Raw genomic sequence first — 17,989 nt, forward strand, 5'->3', positions numbered from 1 at the left:
CCGTGACAGCCGCCCAGCGTGATCAGAAGTGGATAACGGTGCGGATGCTCTTGCCTTCATGCATCAGGTCAAAGGCCTTGTTGATGTCTTCGAGCGGCATGTTGTGGGTGATAAAAGTATCCAGCGGGATTTCGCCCTTCTGCGCCTTTTCCACATAGCTCGGCAGTTCGGTACGGCCTTTAACGCCGCCGAACGCCGAACCGCGCCAGACGCGCCCAGTCACCAGCTGAAACGGACGGGTACTGATTTCCTGGCCGGCACCGGCCACACCGATAATCACCGATTCACCCCAGCCCTTGTGCGCGCATTCCAGCGCAGCGCGCATCAGTTGCACATTGCCGACGCATTCGAAGGAATAATCCACACCGCCGTCGGTCATCTCGACGATGACCTCCTGAATCGGCTTGGCGAAATCTTTCGGGTTAACGAAATCGGTCGCGCCCAGCTCACGGGCCACCTCGAACTTGGCTGGGTTAATATCGATGGCGATGATGCGCGAAGCCTTGGCCATCTTCGCGCCGATAATCGCAGCCAGGCCGATGCCGCCGAGGCCGAAGATCGCCACAGTGGCGCCCTCTTCCACCTTGGCGGTGTTGAGCACGGCACCGATGCCCGTGGTCACGCCACAGCCGAGCAGGCAAACCTTTTCCAGCGGCGCATCCTTGGGAATCACCGCCAGGGAGACTTCCGGCAGCACGGTGTATTCGGAAAACGTCGAGCAGCCCATGTAGTGATAAATCGGCTCGCCGTTGTAGCTGAAGCGACTGGTGCCATCGGGCATAAGGCCCTTGCCCTGGGTCGCACGCACCGAGCTGCACAGGTTGGTCTTGCCGGATTTGCAGAATTTGCAGGCGCGGCATTCGGCGGTGTACAGCGGTATCACGTGGTCGCCGACTTGCACCGAGGTCACGCCCTCACCGATGGCCTCGACGATACCGCCGCCTTCATGGCCGAGAATCGCCGGGAACACACCTTCGGAATCCTCACCGGACAGGGTGTAGGCATCGGTGTGACACACGCCAGTGGCGACAATGCGCACCAGCACTTCCCCGGCCTTGGGCGGCGCTACGTCGACTTCGACGATTTGCAGCGGCTGATTGGGGGCAAAGGCTACGGCAGCACGGGACTTGATCATGATCGCTCTCCAGCGGACTCAACAGTGGCGCAGAGTGTAGATCAGTGATTCAGATAAATAATCCGCCAAAAAACAAAACATTCTTGCTATACAGGGACAATCAACCCGTACCAAGGACATCCACCATGAATCGCTGGGAAGGCCTCGACGAGTTTGTTGCCGTGGCTGAATGCGGCCAGTTCACCGCTGCCGCCGAACGCATGAGTCTGTCATCCTCCCAGGTCAGCCGGCAGATCGCCCGCCTGGAAGAGCGCCTGCAAACCCGCCTGTTCTATCGCAGCACCCGCCGCGTGGCACTGACCGAAGCGGGACAAACCTTTCTGCAGCACTGCCAGCGCCTGCAGGATGCCCGTGAGGAAGCCCTGCGCGCCGTGGGCGATCTGGGCAGCGAGCCCAAAGGCCTGCTACGCATGACCTGCGCAGTGGCTTACGGTGAACGCTTTATCGTGCCGCTGGTCACTGATTTTATGGTGCAGCACCCGCAACTGCGGGTGGACATCGAACTGAGCAACCACACCATCGACCTGCTGCATGATGGCCTCGACCTGGCCATCCGCCTGGGTCGCCTGCAAGACTCACGCCTGGTCGCCACGCGCCTAGCACCCCGGCAGATGTACCTGTGCGCCGCCCCCGCTTACCTGCAACGCTACGGCCGGCCGCATTCGCTGTCAGAACTGGCGCGGCACAACTGCCTGATCGGCAGTTCGGATCTCTGGAGCTTTCAGGCCAACGGCCGCGATTCAAGCCTGCGTGTGCAGGGTAACTGGCGCTGCAACAGTGGCCAGGCGGTGCTCGAAGCGGCGCTGCGCGGCATTGGCCTGTGTCAGCTACCGGATTACTACGTGCTGGAGCATTTGCGCAGCGGCGCGCTGGTCTCCCTGCTAGACAACCAGCAGCCGCCGGACACTGCCGTGTGGGCGCTGTACCCCCAGCAACGCCACCTGTCGCCGAAGGTGCGGCAGTTGGTGGAGTTTCTTAAACAGGGGTTGGCGCAGCGCAGCGAGTATCGCTAGTTTTTCAGGTGCCAAAGGCTGGCCAAGCTGCGTAAATCTTCAGGACGCGTGACCTTGAGGTTATCCGAACGGCCTTCGATCAGACGCGGCGCCTGTCCGGACCACTCGATAGCTGAGGCTTCGTCGGTAATCGCCACACCGGCAATCAGCGCATCGGCCAGCGCACGCTGCAATTCGCCTAGACGGAACATCTGCGGGGTAAAGGCCTGCCAGATGATCGAACGATCCACCGTCATCTGTACCCGGCCATCGGCGCCAACACGCTTGAGCGTATCGCGCGCCGGCACGGCCAATAAGCCGCCCACCGGGTCATCAGCTAATTCGCTGAGTAGCAGATCAAGGTCGCTGCGCGCGAGGTTAGGTCGCGCCGCATCGTGGACCAGTACCCAATCCTGCTCCTGGGCACCCAGTTCACTCAAACGCAGCAAACCATTGAGCACCGAATCAGCGCGCTCGGCACCGCCATCTGCGCGCTGGATGCGTGGATCATGGGCGCAGCTCAAGGCCGGCCAGTAGGGATCATCCGTCGCCAGACTGACCACCATCGCACGCAGCTGCGGATGCTCGAGAAAGCACGCCAGGGTGTGTTCGATAATGCTTTTGCCGGCCAGTTGCAGGTACTGCTTGGGCCGGTCGGCGCGCATCCGGCTGCCAATACCGGCAGCTGGCAGCAACGCCCAGAAAGGGGGTAATGCAGAGGTATTCATTCAGCCAACTGATAGAGGGTTTCACCCTCTTTAAGCATGCCCAGCTCATGCCGCGCGCGCTCTTCGACGGTTTCCATCCCGCTTTTCAACTCCAGAACCTCGGCTTCGAGAATCCGGTTACGCTCTTGCAACTGCTGGTTTTCCCCCTGTTGATCGGCGATCTGCTGCTGCAACTGGGCCACCTGCGCCAGACTGCCATCGCCGACCCACAGGCGATATTGCAGACCCGCCAGCACGGCAATCAGCACGATAAAAACCCAGTAAAAATTATTGCGCATAGCGTAAAAAGCTTCCGAACGAAAAAGGGGCGACTCGCGCCGCCCCTCTTTTACCATGCCTGGGTTCAACCACGGAACTCGGCGCGGCCTTTGTAGGGTGCCTTGCCTGCCAGTTGCTCTTCGATACGCAGCAATTGGTTGTACTTGGACACACGGTCCGAGCGGCACAGCGAACCAGTTTTGATCTGGCCTGCAGCAGTACCAACAGCCAGATCGGCGATGGTGCTGTCTTCGGTTTCACCCGAGCGGTGCGAGATCACGGCGGTGTAACCGGCGGCCTTGGCCATCTGGATGGCTTCCAGGGTCTCGGTCAGGGTGCCAATCTGGTTGAACTTGATCAGGATCGAGTTGCCGATCGACTCGTCGATGCCGCGCTTGAGGATCTTGGTGTTGGTCACAAACAGGTCGTCGCCAACCAGCTGCACTTTCTTGCCGATCTTGTCGGTCAGGACTTTCCAGCCAGCCCAGTCGGACTCATCCATGCCGTCTTCGATGGAGATAATCGGGTAACGCTCGGACAGACCGGCCAGGTAATCGGCGAAACCTTCGGCATTGAAGACTTTGCCTTCGCCATCCAGATCGTACTTACCGTCCTTGAAGAACTCGCTGGAAGCGCAGTCCAGCGCCAGGGTGACGTCGTCGCCCAGGGTATAACCGGCATTAGCAACAGCTTCGGCGATAGCAGCCAGGGCGTCTTCGTTGGACGCCAGGTTCGGCGCGAAGCCGCCTTCGTCACCCACCGAGGTGCTCAGGCCACGGGCCTTCAGCACAGCTTTAAGGTGGTGGAAAATCTCGGTGCCCATACGCAGCGCATCGGAAAAGGTCTTGGCGCCAACCGGCTGAACCATGAACTCCTGAATATCGACGTTGTTATCGGCGTGCTCGCCGCCGTTGATGATGTTCATCATCGGTACCGGCATCGAGTAAACACCCGGAGTGCCGTTCAAGTCGGCGATGTGCGCGTACAACGGCACGCCCTTGGCCTGAGCGGCAGCCTTGGCAGCGGCCAGGGACACAGCGAGGATGGCGTTGGCACCCAGGGTGGCTTTGTTCTCGGTACCGTCGAGAGCAATCATCGCCAGGTCGAGGGCTTTCTGGTCAGTGGCATCTTTGCCCAACAGCAGATCGCGGATCGGGCCATTGATATTGGCCACGGCCTTCAGCACGCCCTTGCCCAGGTAACGGCTCTTGTCGCCATCACGCAATTCCAGCGCTTCACGCGAACCGGTGGAGGCACCGGACGGCGCACAGGCGCTGCCGATGATGCCGCCATCGAGAATTACATCGGCTTCCACAGTTGGGTTACCACGGGAATCGAGAACCTCACGGCCTTTGATGTCGACGATCTTTGCCATTGCGTGTAGCACTCCAAAAAATTGACGAAAAGGGTAGTACCGAGTTGCACACTCATTGCACGCCAAGGGTTAGCCCAGCGCACAACATGTACCGACTATTTAGTCAGATTGTATACAAACGGCACTTTACCGGAGATTTGCCGTTTCAGGCAGTCTCAATCGGCGCAAAACTCTTGATCAAATCATCCAGTTGCTTGAGCTGGGTGAGGAACGGCTCCAACTTGTCCAAGCGCAGGGCGCAAGGGCCGTCGCATTTGGCATTGTCCGGGTCCGGATGGGCCTCGAGGAACAGACCGGCCAGGCCCTGGCTCATGCCCGCCTTGGCCAGGTCGGTGACCTGAGCGCGGCGACCACCAGCGGAATCGGCGCGGCCACCCGGCATTTGCAGAGCGTGAGTCACGTCGAAGAACACCGGGTAATTCATCTGCTTCATGATGCCGAAGCCGAGCATGTCGACCACCAGGTTGTTGTAGCCGAAGCTGGAGCCGCGCTCGCAGAGAATCAGCTGGTCATTGCCCGCCTCTTCGCACTTGGCCAGGATGTGTTTCATCTCCTGGGGCGCGAGGAACTGGGCTTTCTTGATATTGATCACCGCGCCGGTCTTGGCCATAGCCACGACCAGATCGGTTTGCCGCGAAAGAAACGCCGGCAACTGGATAATGTCACAGACCGCAGCCACTGGAGCTGCTTGCTCAGGCTCATGAACGTCGGTGATTACCGGCACACCGAAGGTCTTTTTGATTTCCTCGAAGACCTTCATGCCCTCTTCCAGGCCTGGGCCACGGAACGAGGTCACGGACGAGCGGTTGGCCTTGTCGAAGCTGGCCTTGAACACGTAGGGAATGCCGAGTTTCTCGGTAACCCGCACATACTCTTCACAAGCACGCATGGCCAGGTCGCGGGATTCGATTACGTTGATCCCACCGAACAGCACGAACGGCTTGTCGTTGGCGATTTCGATAGCGCCAACCTTGATGATTTTCTGCGTCATATTCCTAGGCCTTCTTGGCTTTCTGCGTCAGCGCGGCAGTCACAAAGCCACTGAACAGCGGATGACCATCACGCGGCGTGGAAGTGAACTCGGGGTGGAACTGGCACGCGACGAACCATGGATGATCCGGTGCTTCTACCACTTCAACCAGCGCGCCATCGCCGGAGCGACCAGTAATCTTGAGGCCAGCTTCAATCAGCTGCGGCAACAGGTTGTTGTTCACTTCATAACGATGACGATGACGCTCAACGATTACATCTTGGCCGTAGCAGTCACGGACATTGGAACCGGCCATCAGCTGACAATCCTGCGCACCCAGACGCATGGTGCCGCCAAGATCGGAAACGTCTGTACGCTGTTCGGTTACACCGGTTGCGTCCTGCCATTCGGTAATTAGACCGACCACTGGATGAGTGCTTACGGTGTCGAATTCGGTGGAATTGGCATCAGTCCAGCCCAACACATTGCGGGCGAACTCGATAACCGCGACCTGCATACCGAGGCAGATACCCAGGTAGGGAATCTTGTTCTCACGGGCGTATTGCACAGTCTTGATCTTGCCTTCCACGCCGCGCAGACCGAAGCCGCCCGGAACCAGAATGGCATCTACACCTTCAAGCAGCGCGGTGCCTTTGTTCTCGATGTCTTCGGAGTCGATATAGCGCAGGTTGACCTTGGTGCGGTTCTGGATGCCAGCATGACTCATCGCCTCGATCAGCGATTTGTAGGCGTCCAGCAGCTCCATGTACTTGCCGACCATGGCGATGGTGACTTCGTGCTCCGGGTTGAGTTTGGCATCAACCACACGATCCCACTCGGACAGATCAGCACCGTTACATTCCAAGCCGAAGCGCTCGACGACAAAATCATCCAGACCCTGGGCATGCAACACACCTGGAATCTTGTAAATGGTGTCGACGTCTTCCAGAGAAATCACCGCACGTTCTTCAACGTTGGTGAACAGCGCGATCTTACGGCGCGAGGAGATATCAATCGGATGGTCGGAACGGCAGATCAGCACGTCAGGCTGCAGGCCAATGGAACGCAGCTCTTTCACCGAATGCTGAGTCGGCTTGGTCTTGGTTTCGCCAGCGGTGGCGATATACGGCACCAGAGTCAGGTGCATCAGCATAGCGCGTTTGGCGCCTACCTCCACACGCAGCTGGCGGATGGCCTCGAGGAACGGCTGCGACTCGATGTCACCCACCGTGCCGCCGATTTCAACCATGGCCACGTCAGCGTCGCCAGCACCCTTGATGATGCGGCGCTTGATCTCGTCCGTGATGTGCGGGATGACCTGAATGGTCGCGCCCAGGTAATCACCACGGCGCTCGCGGCGCAGCACGTCTTCGTAGACGCGACCAGTGGTGAAGTTGTTGTTCTGGGTCATGGTGGTGCGGATAAACCGCTCATAGTGGCCCAGGTCGAGGTCGGTCTCAGCGCCGTCGTGGGTGACGAACACCTCACCGTGCTGGAACGGGCTCATGGTGCCCGGATCGACGTTGATATAGGGATCCAGCTTGAGCATGGTGACCTTCAGGCCCCGCGCCTCCAGGATAGCCGCCAATGAAGCCGAGGCGATGCCTTTCCCCAATGAAGAAACAACACCACCCGTGACGAATATGTAGCGCGTCATGAAAAACCCTAGAAGTCTGCGTTTAAGCGGTCAGTGCCGCCGGGGAAAGCGAAGGAATGCCGAAGCGACCAATTGCAATACACCGCAATTAGCTAGCCCTGCCGATTCCCAAAGGGAGTCAACAAAAGCTGTAGTAAGACGGGAGCGTAGTCTACCGGAAAGGGCTTATCAGCTCAAACCTTGATCATTCGTCGGTGGCTGCCAATGCAATTGCCAGCTGCCATCAACGGCGCCCTGCATACTTGGCAGGTTGGCGACTGCCACAACCTGGTTATCCAGACGCAGCAGCGGCAGGCGATTTCGCACAAAAGCTGGCACGCGCAATTCATTGAACAAGCGTTTGAGATCGCGGTGCCCGCGCCCAGGCAGCAGTATCTGATCGCCAGCCTGGCGATAGCCCAACTGCCAGTTACCCGCAGGCAGCTGGCCGTCAATTCGCACAGAGCCATTAACCGGCAACAGCACATGCTGATTACCTTGAACCGTTACATTGACCGACACCGGCGAGCACAGCCAGTCACCCGCCAACCACCACAGACGCTCATCACCGCGGCGCAACTCCCCCGCTGCCAGCTTCCAGACGGGTACAGCATCCTGCGCAGCATCGCGCAGCGCCTGCCAGCCGGCCCAGTGCTCGCTGTCAGGCATCGCCGTTAGCGGTCGCAGCCAATAACGCAGAGCGTTACGCTGACGCGGCTCACTCAAACTGCGTAGCACAGGTAGTGCCAGAACCGGCAATGGCAACCAGGCAAACTCACCAAACACTTCGGCGGCAGCCACATCTTGCTGTGCCAACTCATCGAGTAACTGCGCAGCCTCACTCAAGTGCGCAGCGCTGCGTGCCATATTGGTGGCGGCCTGCGGCCAGCGGCCAAGCAACGCAGGCAAGACCTGGCGACGCAGATAATTACGTGAGAAGCGCTCATCAGCATTTGACGGATCGTCGACCCAGGACAACTTGTGCTCACGGGCATAAGCCAACAGCTCATCGCGCGAGCAGTTAAGCAGCGGCCGAACCAGCTGCCCTGCCCCCAACGCTCGACTCACCGGCATGGCTGACAAACCCTGCACGCCGGCACCGCGCAACAGACGAAACAATAGAGTCTCTGCTTGATCATCGCGATGCTGCGCGGTCAGCAATAGTTCATCTGCGCCGAGACGACCCGTAAAGGCCGCATAACGAGCATCGCGCGCCGCCTGCTCAAGACTGGCGCCTGGGGCAACGCGCACAAACTCAACCTGCAGCGGCACGGACAATGCCGCGCACAGCGCACGACAATGCGCCGGCCAGTTATCGGCAGAGGCTTGCAAACCGTGATGGACATGGATAGCGGAAAGAGGCGGCAATGCCTCACGTTGCGCGAGGCTGGCCAGCAGGTGCAACAACACCGTGGAGTCCAGCCCGCCGGACAGGGCCACACACCAGCCAGGGGCACTACGCCAGGGCTGGAGGGCATCACGCAAACGAATATGCACAGGAGTCATCGGCCAAGCTTAAAACAACAACGGGCCCGAAGGCCCGTTGTATGCGCGACCGCCGAGCAATCAGGCAATCCCGTAGCTCATCAGACGCTCATAACGACGCTTGAGCAGCGCGTCGGTATCGAAAGCCTTGAGCATGTCCAATTGCATACGCAGCGCCTGACGTACTGACTCAGCAGCAGCAGCTGGATCGCTGTGTGCGCCACCGAGTGGCTCACCGATCACCTGATCAACAATGCCCAGGCCTTTCAGGCGCTCGGCAGTAATGCCCATGGCTTCGGCGGCATCCGGGGCCTTTTCTGCGGTTTTCCACAGAATCGAGGCGCAGCCTTCCGGCGAGATCACCGAGTAGGTGGAGTACTGCAGCATATTTAACTGATCGCACACACCAATCGCCAGTGCGCCACCGGAACCACCTTCACCAATGACGGTGGCGATGATCGGGGTTTTCAGACGCGCCATAACACGCAGGTTCCAGGCAATGGCTTCGCTCTGGTTGCGCTCTTCGGCGTCGATACCTGGGTAGGCACCTGGGGTGTCGATAAAGGTCAGGATCGGCATCTTGAAGCGCTCAGCCATTTCCATCAGGCGGCACGCCTTGCGGTAGCCCTCCGGGCGCGGCATACCGAAGTTGCGGCGCACTTTTTCGCGGATCTCACGGCCTTTCTGGTGCCCGATGACCATCACCGGCTCACCGTCCAGGCGGGCAACACCGCCCACCAGGGCCGCGTCGTCGGAGAAGTGGCGATCACCATGCAGCTCATCGAACTCGGTGAAGATGTGCTGCAGATAATCCAGGGTGTAAGGACGGCGTGGGTGGCGCGCCAGCTGGGCGATCTGCCAGCTGCTTAGGTTGCCGAAAATAGTTTCGGTCAGCGAGCTGCTTTTATCCTGCAGGCGGGCGATTTCATCGTTGATGTTCAACGAGTTGTCGTTACCGACCAGGCGAAGCTCTTCGATCTTGGCTTGCAGGTCGGCGATCGGCTGTTCGAAATCGAGAAAATTCGGGTTCATAGTCATCCGTCTTGCGTCGACGGCCAAGTGGCCGGGAGCTGTATCCGTTATCGCGCCCTACCTTATAGCAGCAGGCGCATTCAGGTCGACACCCGGCTCTGTACGAAAGCCTTCAATACAGAACTTACCGGGTATCACGACCGACCGGCGAAGCCTAAGCCTCGCAAATCAGCGGTAGTGCAAAAAGACGTTGTCGCGGCCGAACTGGTCACGCAATGCCTGAATCAGACTGTCAGCCGGCTCGATACGCCAGCCTTCGCCAAACTGCAATTGCGCCTTGGCGTCGCTGCCGCTGTAGTCAACGGTGATCGGACACGCGCCACGATGGCGGCCGCACAAGTCAGCCAGCCAGCGCAGCCGATCACCCTGCAGGGCGCTGCTGGCAAGCTTCAGACGCAGGCTGTCGGCCAGACCGGTGCGCGCCTCTTCCAGGCTCATCACCCGTTTGGCACGCAAGCGCAGGCCGCCGGAGAAGTCGTCGTTGCTCACCTCGCCCTCCACTACCACCAGGGCATCGGTCTGCAATAGGGCTTGAGCACTGTTGAACGCTTCGGCAAACAAGGAGGCCTCAATCCGTCCGGAACGATCATCGAGGGTGATAAAGCCCATCTTGTCGCCCTTCTTGTTCTTCATCACCCGCAGGGCGACCACCAGCCCAGCAATCGTCTGATCACCACGCGCGGCTTTCAGATCGACGATGCGCTGGCGAGCAAAACGCCGCACTTCACCTTCATACTCATCAATCGGGTGGCCGGTCAGGTATAGGCCCAGGGTATCTTTTTCGCCCTTGAGGCGCTCTTTCAACGTCAGTTCGCGAGCACGCAGATGATTGAGATAGACATCCGCCTCGGCATCGGCAAATACCCCACCGAACAGGTCCATGTGCCCACTCTCTGCACTGCGCGCAGTCTGTTCGGCGGCCTGCACAGCCTCCTCCATCGCACCCAGCAATACCGCGCGATTGCGGTCGATATTGGCCTTGTAGGCTTTCAGCTCTTCATGGAAGTGCGGCCCCAGGCGATCCAGCGCACCGCTGCGAATCAGCGCTTCGAGGGTGCGCTTGTTGATGCGTTTGAGGTCGACCCGCGAGCAGAAATCGAATAGGTCCTTGAACGGTCCTGCCTGACGCGCCTCGACGATGGCCTCCACCGGCCCCTCGCCGACGCCCTTGATCGCGCCCAGGCCATAGACAATCCAGCCCTCGTTATTAACTGTAAATTTGAACTCGGAGATGTTCACATCCGGCGCATCGAGGCGCAGCTTCATGCTGCGGCACTCCTCGATCAGGGTGACTACCTTGTCGGTGTTGTGCATATCCGCCGACAACACCGCCGCCATAAAGGCCGCCGAGTGGTGAGCTTTAAGCCAAGCGGTCTGATACGAGAGCAAGCCATAAGCAGCGGAGTGAGATTTGTTGAAGCCGTAGCCCGCGAATTTCTCTACCAGATCGAAGATGTTGCCCGCCAGGTTCGCATCGATACCGTTGTTAGCGCAGCCTTCGATAAAGCCGCCGCGTTGTTTGGCCATCTCCTCGGGTTTTTTCTTACCCATGGCGCGACGCAGCATGTCCGCACCACCCAAGGTGTAGCCGGCCATAACCTGGGCAATCTGCATCACCTGTTCCTGGTACAGGATGATGCCGTAGGTCGGCTTGAGCACCGGCTCCAGACCCGCGTACTGGTAGTCCTGATGCGGGTAGGAAATCGGTTCGCGACCGTGCTTACGGTTGATAAAGTCATCCACCATGCCCGACTGCAACGGCCCCGGACGGAACAGAGCCACCAGAGCGATCATGTCTTCCAGGCAGTCTGGCTTGAGCTTCTTGATCAGCTCCTTCATACCGCGCGATTCAAGCTGGAACACCGCAGTGGTCTCGGCTTTCTGCAGCATGCTGAACGTAGGCTTGTCGTCCAGCGGAATAAAGTCGATGTTCAGATCAGGCAGGCCCTGCTTGGCCTGCTCGCGGTTGATGGTTTCCATCGCCCACTTGATGATGGTCAGGGTGCGCAGACCGAGGAAGTCGAACTTCACCAGCCCGGCGGATTCCACGTCGTCTTTGTCGAACTGGGTGACCAGGCCACCACCCTCGTCATCGCAGGCAATCGGCGAGAAGTCGGTGAGTTTGGTCGGCGCAATCACCACGCCACCAGCGTGCTTGCCGGTACCGCGACAGATGCCTTCGAGCTTGAGCGACATTTCCCAGATTTCCCGGGCGTCTTCATCTACTTTGAGGAAGTCGCGCAGCGGCTCCTCCATTTCGTAGGCCTTTTCCAGGGTCATACCGACTTCGAAGGGAATCATCTTCGACAGACGGTCAGCCAGCCCGTAGGACTTACCCTGGGCCCGCGCCACGTCACGCACCACCGCCTTGGCTGCCATGGTGCCGAAGGTGATGATCTGGCTCACAGCGTTGCGGCCGTATTTCTCGGCCACGTAGTCGATTACTCGGTCGCGACCGTCCATGCAGAAGTCGACGTCGAAGTCGGGCATGGAGACCCGTTCCGGGTTGAGGAAACGTTCGAACAGCAGGTCATAGGCCAGCGGATCAAGGTCGGTGATCTTCTGCACATAGGCCACCAGTGAACCGGCACCCGACCCACGGCCAGGGCCCACCGGCACACCGTTGTTTTTCGCCCACTTGATAAAGTCCATTACGATCAGGAAGTAACCGGGAAAACCCATCTGGATGATGATATCCAGCTCGAAATTCAACCGATCGATATAGACCTGACGCTTCTCTTCGTAATTCGGAGTGGTGTCCTTCGGCCACAGCACCGCCAGACGCTCTTCCAGGCCCTCGAACGAAACCTGGCGAAAGTATTCGTCCATGGTCAGGCCGGCCGGCACGGGGAAATCTGGCAGGAAGTACTTGCCCAGTTGCACCTCGATATTGCAGCGCTTGGCAATCTCGATGGTGTTTTCCAGCGCCTCGGGCAAATCACTGAACAGCTCGGCCATTTCCTCCGGGCTTTTTAGGTACTGCTGATCGGAGTAGGTGCGCAGACGGCGCGGGTCGTCCAGGCTACGGCCTTCGCCGATGCACACACGGGTTTCATGGGCGGCGAAGTCGTCCTGCTTGATAAAGCGCACATCGTTGGTCGCGACCAGCGGCGCGCCGACCTTGTCGGCCAGGGCGACGGCGGCGTGCAGATGCTCTTCATCATTAACCCGGTTGGTGCGCTGTACTTCCAGGTAGAAGCGCTCGGGGAACGCTGCCATCCACTCGCGCAGAACAGCTTCGGCCTGCGCCTGCTCGCCATCAAGCAAGGCATGGCCGACTTCGCCTTCCTTTGCACCGGATAAGGCAATCAGGCCTTCGGACGCTTGTTTAACCCAGTCGCGCTGGATGATGACCAGATCATTGCTCTGCCCTTCGCTCCAGCCGCGCGAGACCAGCTCGGTGAGGTTGCGATAACCCTTGGCATTCATCGCCAGCAGAGTCATGCGGCTCAGCGGACCATCTTCATCGGCACTGGCCAGCCAGATATCAGCGCCGCAGATCGGCTTGATGCCACCGCCCATGGCTGCCTTATAGAACTTCACCAATGAGCACATATTGCTCATGTCAGTGACCGCAACTGCCGGCATCCCGGTTGCCGCCACCGATTTGATCAGTGGCTTGACCCGCACTAGCCCGTCGACCAGGGAAAACTCGGTGTGCAAACGCAGGTGGACGAACGAAGCGGTCATGGCAGTCCTATACAAAACACAAAAACGACAAGGCAGGGATTGTACAACCGCAGCAGCGCGCGACAAGCGCTACCGGGCAGAGGATAACGAGGGAATGTTTTGAGCGTTGTATCAGTCGCCCAATAACGCACGTACCGGACCAAAGGAGCGCCGGTGAATCGGTGTAGGCCCAAGGCGCCGTAGTGCTTCAAGGTGTGCCGGCGTGGGATAGCCTTTGTGCCCGGCGATTCCGTAGCCGGGGTATTGCTGATCAAGCAGCTGCATCTCGCGGTCACGACTGACCTTGGCCAGGATCGACGCCGCAGCAATCGCCGGCACCTGACTATCGCCCTTGACCACAGCGGCACTGGGCACCTGCAGTTTCGGACAGCGATTACCATCAATCAGCGCCAGTTTGGGCGTGACACTCAAGCCCTCGACCGCGCGCTGCATAGCCAGCATGGTGGCCTGGAGAATATTCAGCTGGTCGATTTCCTCGACCTCGGCCCGGGCAATACACCAAGCCAGGGCTTTTTCACAAATCTCGTCGAAGAGTTTTTCCCGACGCACCTCGGTCAGTTTTTTCGAATCGTTCAGGCCGAGAATCGGTCGCGCCGGATCAAGGATCACCGCCGCCGTCACCACTGCGCCGCAGAGCGGGCCACGGCCGACTTCATCAACACCGGCCACCAGCTCCTGCACCAGGGTGAAATCCAGCCCGAGTTGCATCAGCCGCGCCCTGTCAGTTGCAGCACAGCCTGGGCGGCCTGTACCGAGGCATCACGCCGCAGCGCGCGGTGAATCACATCAAAGCCTTCCGTCTGCACCTCGCCACCATCAAGCAGTGGCGCCAGTAAGTGGGCCAGCGCTTCAGGCGTAGCGGCGTCCTGAATCATTTCCGGCACCAACAAACGCTCGGCCAGCAGATTCGGCAGGGAGATATAGGCACTGGTAACCAGGCGCTTGAGGATGCGATAGGTCAATGGCGCCACCTTGTACGCCACCACCATCGGCCGCTTGTATAGCAGCGCCTCAAGGGTCGCCGTACCGGAGGCAATCAATACTGCATCGCACGCCGCCAGCGCTTCGTGGGAGCGACCATTGAGCAAGGTCAACGGCAGATCGCGGCCCACGAGCATCTGCTCAAGCTGCGCACGGCGCTCGGGGCTGGAACAGGGCAAGACAAACTGGATGCCGGGGCGCAAGGTTCGCAAACGCACGGCGGCATCGAGAAACAGACTGCCCAGGCGCGACACTTCGCCGCCACGGCTGCCCGGCATCAAGGCCACCACTGGCTGATCCTGCGCCAGGCTCAGCGTCTCACGTGCTGCGGCGCGATCCGCCTGCTGCGGGATGGTATCGGCCAGCGGGTGACCGACAAAACGCACCGGTACTTGATGATCCTGATAGAACTGCGCTTCGAACGGAAACAGAGTCAGCATCAAGTCGCAAGCATCGCGAATCTTCAGCACGCGTTTCTGCCGCCAAGCCCACACGGACGGGCTGACGTAATGCACGGTCTTGATACCCGCCTGACGCAATTTGAGCTCAAGAGTCAGGTTGAAATCCGGCGCATCAATGCCGATAAACACGTCCGGCTTGGCCTCGATCAGGCTGCTGATCAGCCGCTTGCGCCGTGACAGAAGCTCAGGCAGACGACCCAGCACCTCGACCAGGCCCATCACCGAGAGACGTTCCATCGGGAAATAGGAGTTCAGTCCCTGAGCCTGCATGAGCGGACCACCGACACCGATAAATTCGATCTGTGGGTACTGGGCTTTAAGGGCCTGCATCAGGCCCGCACCGAGAATATCGCCAGACGCCTCGCCGGCGACCAGCGCGACACGCATCAGGTCAGTCATAAATTATCGGGTAATGCCGCGGCTAGAAGCCTGAATGGAATCGCGGAAGATCGCGACTTCGGGAAACTCTGCGGACGACTCGGCCAGCTCAGTCATCGCCTGCTCAACCGTAAGCCCCTGGCGATAGACAATCTTGTAGGCACGACGCAAGGCCGCGATCGCCTCGGCGCTAAAACCACGGCGACGCATGCCCTCGAAGTTCATGCTGCGCGCTTCGGCCGGGTTGCCAAACACGGTGACAAATGCCGGTACGTCCTTGCCAATCGCCGTGCCCATACCGGAAAAGCTGTGCGCACCGATACGACAGAACTGATGGACCAGGGTGTAGCCGGAGAGAATCGCCCAGTCATCGACCCACACATGCCCGGCCAACGCGGTGTTGTTGACCAGGATGCAATGGTTACCAATCACGCTGTCATGGCCGATGTGGGCATAGGCCATGATCAGGTTGTGATCACCCAGGGTGGTTTCGCTGCGATCCTGTACGGTACCGCGATGAATGGTGACCCCCTCGCGGATCACGTTGTGATCGCCAATTACCAGACGAGTCGCCTCGCCCTGGTACTTGAGATCGGGAGTGTCTTCACCCACCGAGGAAAACTGATAGATGCGGTTGTGTTTACCGATCCGGGTCGGCCCCTTGAGGATCACATGGGGGCCGATCACTGTACCCTCACCAATTTCTACATCAGCCCCGACTATCGACCAAGGGCCGACGACGACGTCGTCAGCCAACTTGGCGCTGGGGTCGATGATGGCGCGAGGGTCAATCAAACTCATAGCTTGCGTTCCGCACAGATGATTTCTGCCGAGCAGACTTCCTTGCCGTCGACGCTGGCCTTGCACTCGAACTTCCAGATGCTGCGCTTGCTGCTCAGGTAACGGGCTTCGAGGATCAGTTGATCACCGGGCACTACTGGCTGGCGAAAGCGTAGCTTGTCGGAGCCGACAAAGTAATACAGGGTGCCATCGGATGGCTTCAGATCCATCATCTTGAAGCCAAGAATACCGGCCGCCTGGGCCATGGCTTCGATGATCAACACTCCCGGCATGATCGGGTGCTCAGGAAAATGCCCGTTGAAGAACGGCTCATTGATGCTGACATTCTTGTAGGCACGAATGCGCTTGCCTTCAATATGCAGCTCAGCGACCCGGTCCACCAAAAGGAACGGATAGCGGTGCGGCAAGTATTCGCGAATCTGGTTGATGTCCATCATGTGCAGAGAAGCCTGTAAGAGAAAAAAGAGAAGCCGGTAAATACCGGATCAGGCATCAGATGAGGTATCAGCAGCTGGGGTCACGGCGGCCAGCTGCTTTTCCAACTGTTGCAGGCGTCGCGCCATATCATCCAACTGACGAATCCGTGCCGCGCTCTTGCGCCACTCAGCCGCTGGCTGCATGGCGGTACCCGAGGAATAGGAGCCAGGCTCGGTGATCGAACGGGTGACCATGGTCATACCGGTGACGAACACGTTGTCGCACACCTCGATATGCCCAACCATGCCAACGCCGCCAGCAATCATGCAGTTCTTACCAATCTTTGTGCTGCCGGAAATCCCCGCACAACCGGCCATGGCCGTGTTGTCGCCGATCTGCACGTTGTGCGCGATCATGATCTGGTTATCCAGTTTGACCCCATTGCCAATCAACGTATCTGACAACGCGCCACGGTCAACGGTGGTATTGGCACCGATCTCGACGTCATCACCAATGGTCACCCCACCGATCTGCGCGATTTTCTGCCAAACGCCTTTCTCGTTGGCGAAGCCGAAGCCCTCGCCGCCGATCACTGCACCGGACTGAATAACCACACGCTTACCGATGCGTACGTCGTGATACAGCGTTACTCGCGGAGCGAGCCAGCCGCCCTCACCGATCACCGAGCGCGCACCGACAACGCACTGCGCTCCGACGGTTACACCTGCAGCGATTTGCGCGCCACTTTCGATAACCGCATAGGCGCCAATGCTCGCACTCGCATCGACCTGCGCATCCGCAGCCACCACGGCGGTGGAATGCACGCCAGGCAAGGCCCGAGGCTTACGGTCAAATAAATGGGAAAGCTCGGCATACGCCAGGTAAGGGTTAGCAACGACCAAGGCATTGCCGGCATAGCCTTCAGCATCAGCAGCGGTCAACAGCACCGCACCAGCCTGGCAGCCCGAGAGAAACTTGCGGTATTGCGCATTGGCAAGAAAGCTCAGCTGATCAGCGCCGGCTTCCTGCAAGGTAGCCAAGCCGCTGATCGGCTTGTCCGTGGCACCATGCAAGGTGGCGCCCAGACGCTCGGCCAACTGGCCAAGGGTATAAACCGTTGCACTCATGATCAGCGCAGCTGATTCATGCGCTCGATAACCTGGCGGGTGATGTCGAACTGAGGTTTGACATCAATCACCGCGCCGCGCTCCAGCACTAGGTCGAAGTTACCAGTCTTGATCACTTCTTCCACAGCCTTGTCCAGGTTGGGCTTGAGCTTCTTCAGCATTTCACGATCCGCCACAGCCTTGGACTCGTTCAATTCCTTGGACTGGAACTGGAAGTCACGGGCTTTTTGCTTGAACTCAAGCTCCAGGCGCTCACGCTCAGCGGTCTGCATTTTTTCACCGTCTTTGACCAGACGATCCTGAATGCGCTTGGCGTCGCTTTCCAGGGTTTTCAGCTTGTTCAGCTGCGGGCCGAATTTCTTCTCGGCATCAACGGCGTAACGTTTAGCAGCATCAGACTCCAGCAAGGCCATTTGATAGTTCAATACCGCAACTTTCATCTCGGCAAACGCCGGGGTTGCCAGCAGGGCAACGCTTAACAAAACCAGTTGAGTCAACTTACGCACGGTGCAACTCCTGCAAA

At 59.1% G+C, this 17,989-nt stretch carries 16 protein-coding genes; 1 reads left to right on the plus strand and 15 read right to left on the minus strand.

What is annotated here, in order from left to right:
- Positions 1-22: 22 nt before the first annotated feature.
- Positions 23-1,135: an S-(hydroxymethyl)glutathione dehydrogenase/class III alcohol dehydrogenase gene (locus ACIGEK_RS16965; RefSeq protein WP_397494450.1), complete on the minus strand. Its 1,113-nt coding sequence runs from the start codon at positions 1,133-1,135 to the stop codon at positions 23-25.
- 125 nt (positions 1,136-1,260) lie between these two features.
- Here ACIGEK_RS16965 and ACIGEK_RS16970 point away from each other — a divergent pair, with 125 nt between their 5' ends.
- Positions 1,261-2,148, plus strand: a complete 888-nt coding sequence (locus ACIGEK_RS16970; RefSeq protein ID WP_397494451.1) for a LysR substrate-binding domain-containing protein — start codon at positions 1,261-1,263, stop codon at positions 2,146-2,148.
- On the opposite strand, the gene ispD is transcribed toward ACIGEK_RS16970, so the two are convergent.
- The 14 genes from ispD to ACIGEK_RS17040 all read right to left on the minus strand — a co-directional run bounded on the left by ispD (position 2,145) and on the right by ACIGEK_RS17040 (position 17,972).
- Positions 2,145-2,855 (minus strand): 2-C-methyl-D-erythritol 4-phosphate cytidylyltransferase, encoded by a 711-nt coding sequence (gene ispD, locus ACIGEK_RS16975; protein WP_397494452.1) that lies wholly within the window; start codon positions 2,853-2,855, stop codon positions 2,145-2,147. The two genes, ACIGEK_RS16970 and ispD, sit on opposite strands and share 4 nt — an antisense overlap.
- Positions 2,852-3,133 (minus strand): cell division protein FtsB, encoded by a 282-nt coding sequence (gene ftsB, locus ACIGEK_RS16980; protein WP_090248365.1) that lies wholly within the window; start codon positions 3,131-3,133, stop codon positions 2,852-2,854. The genes ispD and ftsB overlap by 4 nt, the downstream gene beginning before the upstream one ends.
- 65 nt (positions 3,134-3,198) lie before the next feature.
- A complete protein-coding gene (gene eno, locus ACIGEK_RS16985) occupies positions 3,199-4,488 on the minus strand; it encodes a phosphopyruvate hydratase (RefSeq protein ID WP_397494453.1) in 1,290 nt (429 codons plus the stop codon).
- 145 nt (positions 4,489-4,633) lie between these two features.
- Entirely contained in the window at positions 4,634-5,479 is an 846-nt protein-coding gene (gene kdsA, locus ACIGEK_RS16990) for a 3-deoxy-8-phosphooctulonate synthase (protein ID WP_397494454.1), read from the minus strand.
- A 4-nt stretch (positions 5,480-5,483) separates the two neighbouring features.
- On the minus strand, positions 5,484-7,115 hold the full coding sequence (locus ACIGEK_RS16995) for a CTP synthase (protein ID WP_397494455.1): 1,632 nt from the start codon (positions 7,113-7,115) through the stop codon (positions 5,484-5,486).
- 168 nt (positions 7,116-7,283) lie between these two features.
- Positions 7,284-8,600 carry a tRNA lysidine(34) synthetase TilS gene (tilS, locus tag ACIGEK_RS17000; protein ID WP_397494456.1) on the minus strand — a complete coding sequence of 439 codons (1,317 nt, stop codon included), beginning with the start codon at positions 8,598-8,600 and terminating at the stop codon, positions 7,284-7,286.
- Positions 8,601-8,660: 60 nt separating this feature from the next.
- Positions 8,661-9,611, minus strand: a complete 951-nt coding sequence (locus ACIGEK_RS17005) for an acetyl-CoA carboxylase carboxyltransferase subunit alpha (RefSeq protein ID WP_397494457.1) — start codon at positions 9,609-9,611, stop codon at positions 8,661-8,663.
- A 168-nt stretch (positions 9,612-9,779) separates the two neighbouring features.
- Complete coding sequence (gene dnaE, locus ACIGEK_RS17010; protein WP_397494458.1) at positions 9,780-13,301, minus strand: DNA polymerase III subunit alpha; 3,522 nt, start codon at positions 13,299-13,301, stop codon at positions 9,780-9,782.
- 111 nt (positions 13,302-13,412) lie between these two features.
- A complete protein-coding gene (gene rnhB, locus ACIGEK_RS17015; protein WP_397494459.1) occupies positions 13,413-14,009 on the minus strand; it encodes a ribonuclease HII in 597 nt (198 codons plus the stop codon).
- A complete protein-coding gene (gene lpxB / locus ACIGEK_RS17020) occupies positions 14,009-15,142 on the minus strand; it encodes a lipid-A-disaccharide synthase (protein ID WP_397494460.1) in 1,134 nt (377 codons plus the stop codon). The genes rnhB and lpxB overlap by 1 nt, the downstream gene beginning before the upstream one ends.
- 3 nt (positions 15,143-15,145) lie before the next feature.
- A complete protein-coding gene (gene lpxA, locus ACIGEK_RS17025) occupies positions 15,146-15,922 on the minus strand; it encodes an acyl-ACP--UDP-N-acetylglucosamine O-acyltransferase (protein WP_397494461.1) in 777 nt (258 codons plus the stop codon).
- On the minus strand, positions 15,919-16,359 hold the full coding sequence (gene fabZ / locus ACIGEK_RS17030; protein WP_397494462.1) for a 3-hydroxyacyl-ACP dehydratase FabZ: 441 nt from the start codon (positions 16,357-16,359) through the stop codon (positions 15,919-15,921). The genes lpxA and fabZ overlap by 4 nt, the downstream gene beginning before the upstream one ends.
- Before the next feature lie 48 nt (positions 16,360-16,407).
- Positions 16,408-17,469, minus strand: a complete 1,062-nt coding sequence (lpxD, locus tag ACIGEK_RS17035) for a UDP-3-O-(3-hydroxymyristoyl)glucosamine N-acyltransferase (protein WP_397494639.1) — start codon at positions 17,467-17,469, stop codon at positions 16,408-16,410.
- Positions 17,469-17,972 (minus strand): OmpH family outer membrane protein, encoded by a 504-nt coding sequence (locus ACIGEK_RS17040; protein ID WP_090248384.1) that lies wholly within the window; start codon positions 17,970-17,972, stop codon positions 17,469-17,471. Before ACIGEK_RS17040 ends, lpxD begins: the two co-directional genes overlap by 1 nt.
- Between the last annotated feature and the right edge of the window lie 17 nt (positions 17,973-17,989).

Source organism: Pseudomonas sp. NPDC079086 (assembly GCF_044542155.1).
GTDB lineage: Bacteria > Pseudomonadota > Gammaproteobacteria > Pseudomonadales > Pseudomonadaceae > Aquipseudomonas.

Bases quoted from the DNA above. Each gene is read 5' to 3' on its own strand.
- ACIGEK_RS16965 (WP_397494450.1), bottom strand. From the start codon at position 1,135: ATGATCAAGTCCCGTGCTGCCGTAGCCTTTGCCCCCAATCAGCCGCTG.
- ACIGEK_RS16970 (WP_397494451.1), top strand. From the start codon at position 1,261: ATGAATCGCTGGGAAGGCCTCGACGAGTTTGTTGCCGTGGCTGAATGC.
- ispD (WP_397494452.1), bottom strand. From the start codon at position 2,855: ATGAATACCTCTGCATTACCCCCTTTCTGGGCGTTGCTGCCAGCTGCC.
- ftsB (WP_090248365.1), bottom strand. From the start codon at position 3,133: ATGCGCAATAATTTTTACTGGGTTTTTATCGTGCTGATTGCCGTGCTG.
- eno (WP_397494453.1), bottom strand. From the start codon at position 4,488: ATGGCAAAGATCGTCGACATCAAAGGCCGTGAGGTTCTCGATTCCCGT.
- kdsA (WP_397494454.1), bottom strand. From the start codon at position 5,479: ATGACGCAGAAAATCATCAAGGTTGGCGCTATCGAAATCGCCAACGAC.
- ACIGEK_RS16995 (WP_397494455.1), bottom strand. From the start codon at position 7,115: ATGACGCGCTACATATTCGTCACGGGTGGTGTTGTTTCTTCATTGGGG.
- tilS (WP_397494456.1), bottom strand. From the start codon at position 8,600: ATGACTCCTGTGCATATTCGTTTGCGTGATGCCCTCCAGCCCTGGCGT.
- ACIGEK_RS17005 (WP_397494457.1), bottom strand. From the start codon at position 9,611: ATGAACCCGAATTTTCTCGATTTCGAACAGCCGATCGCCGACCTGCAA.
- dnaE (WP_397494458.1), bottom strand. From the start codon at position 13,301: ATGACCGCTTCGTTCGTCCACCTGCGTTTGCACACCGAGTTTTCCCTG.
- rnhB (WP_397494459.1), bottom strand. From the start codon at position 14,009: ATGCAACTCGGGCTGGATTTCACCCTGGTGCAGGAGCTGGTGGCCGGT.
- lpxB (WP_397494460.1), bottom strand. From the start codon at position 15,142: ATGACTGACCTGATGCGTGTCGCGCTGGTCGCCGGCGAGGCGTCTGGC.
- lpxA (WP_397494461.1), bottom strand. From the start codon at position 15,922: ATGAGTTTGATTGACCCTCGCGCCATCATCGACCCCAGCGCCAAGTTG.
- fabZ (WP_397494462.1), bottom strand. From the start codon at position 16,359: ATGATGGACATCAACCAGATTCGCGAATACTTGCCGCACCGCTATCCG.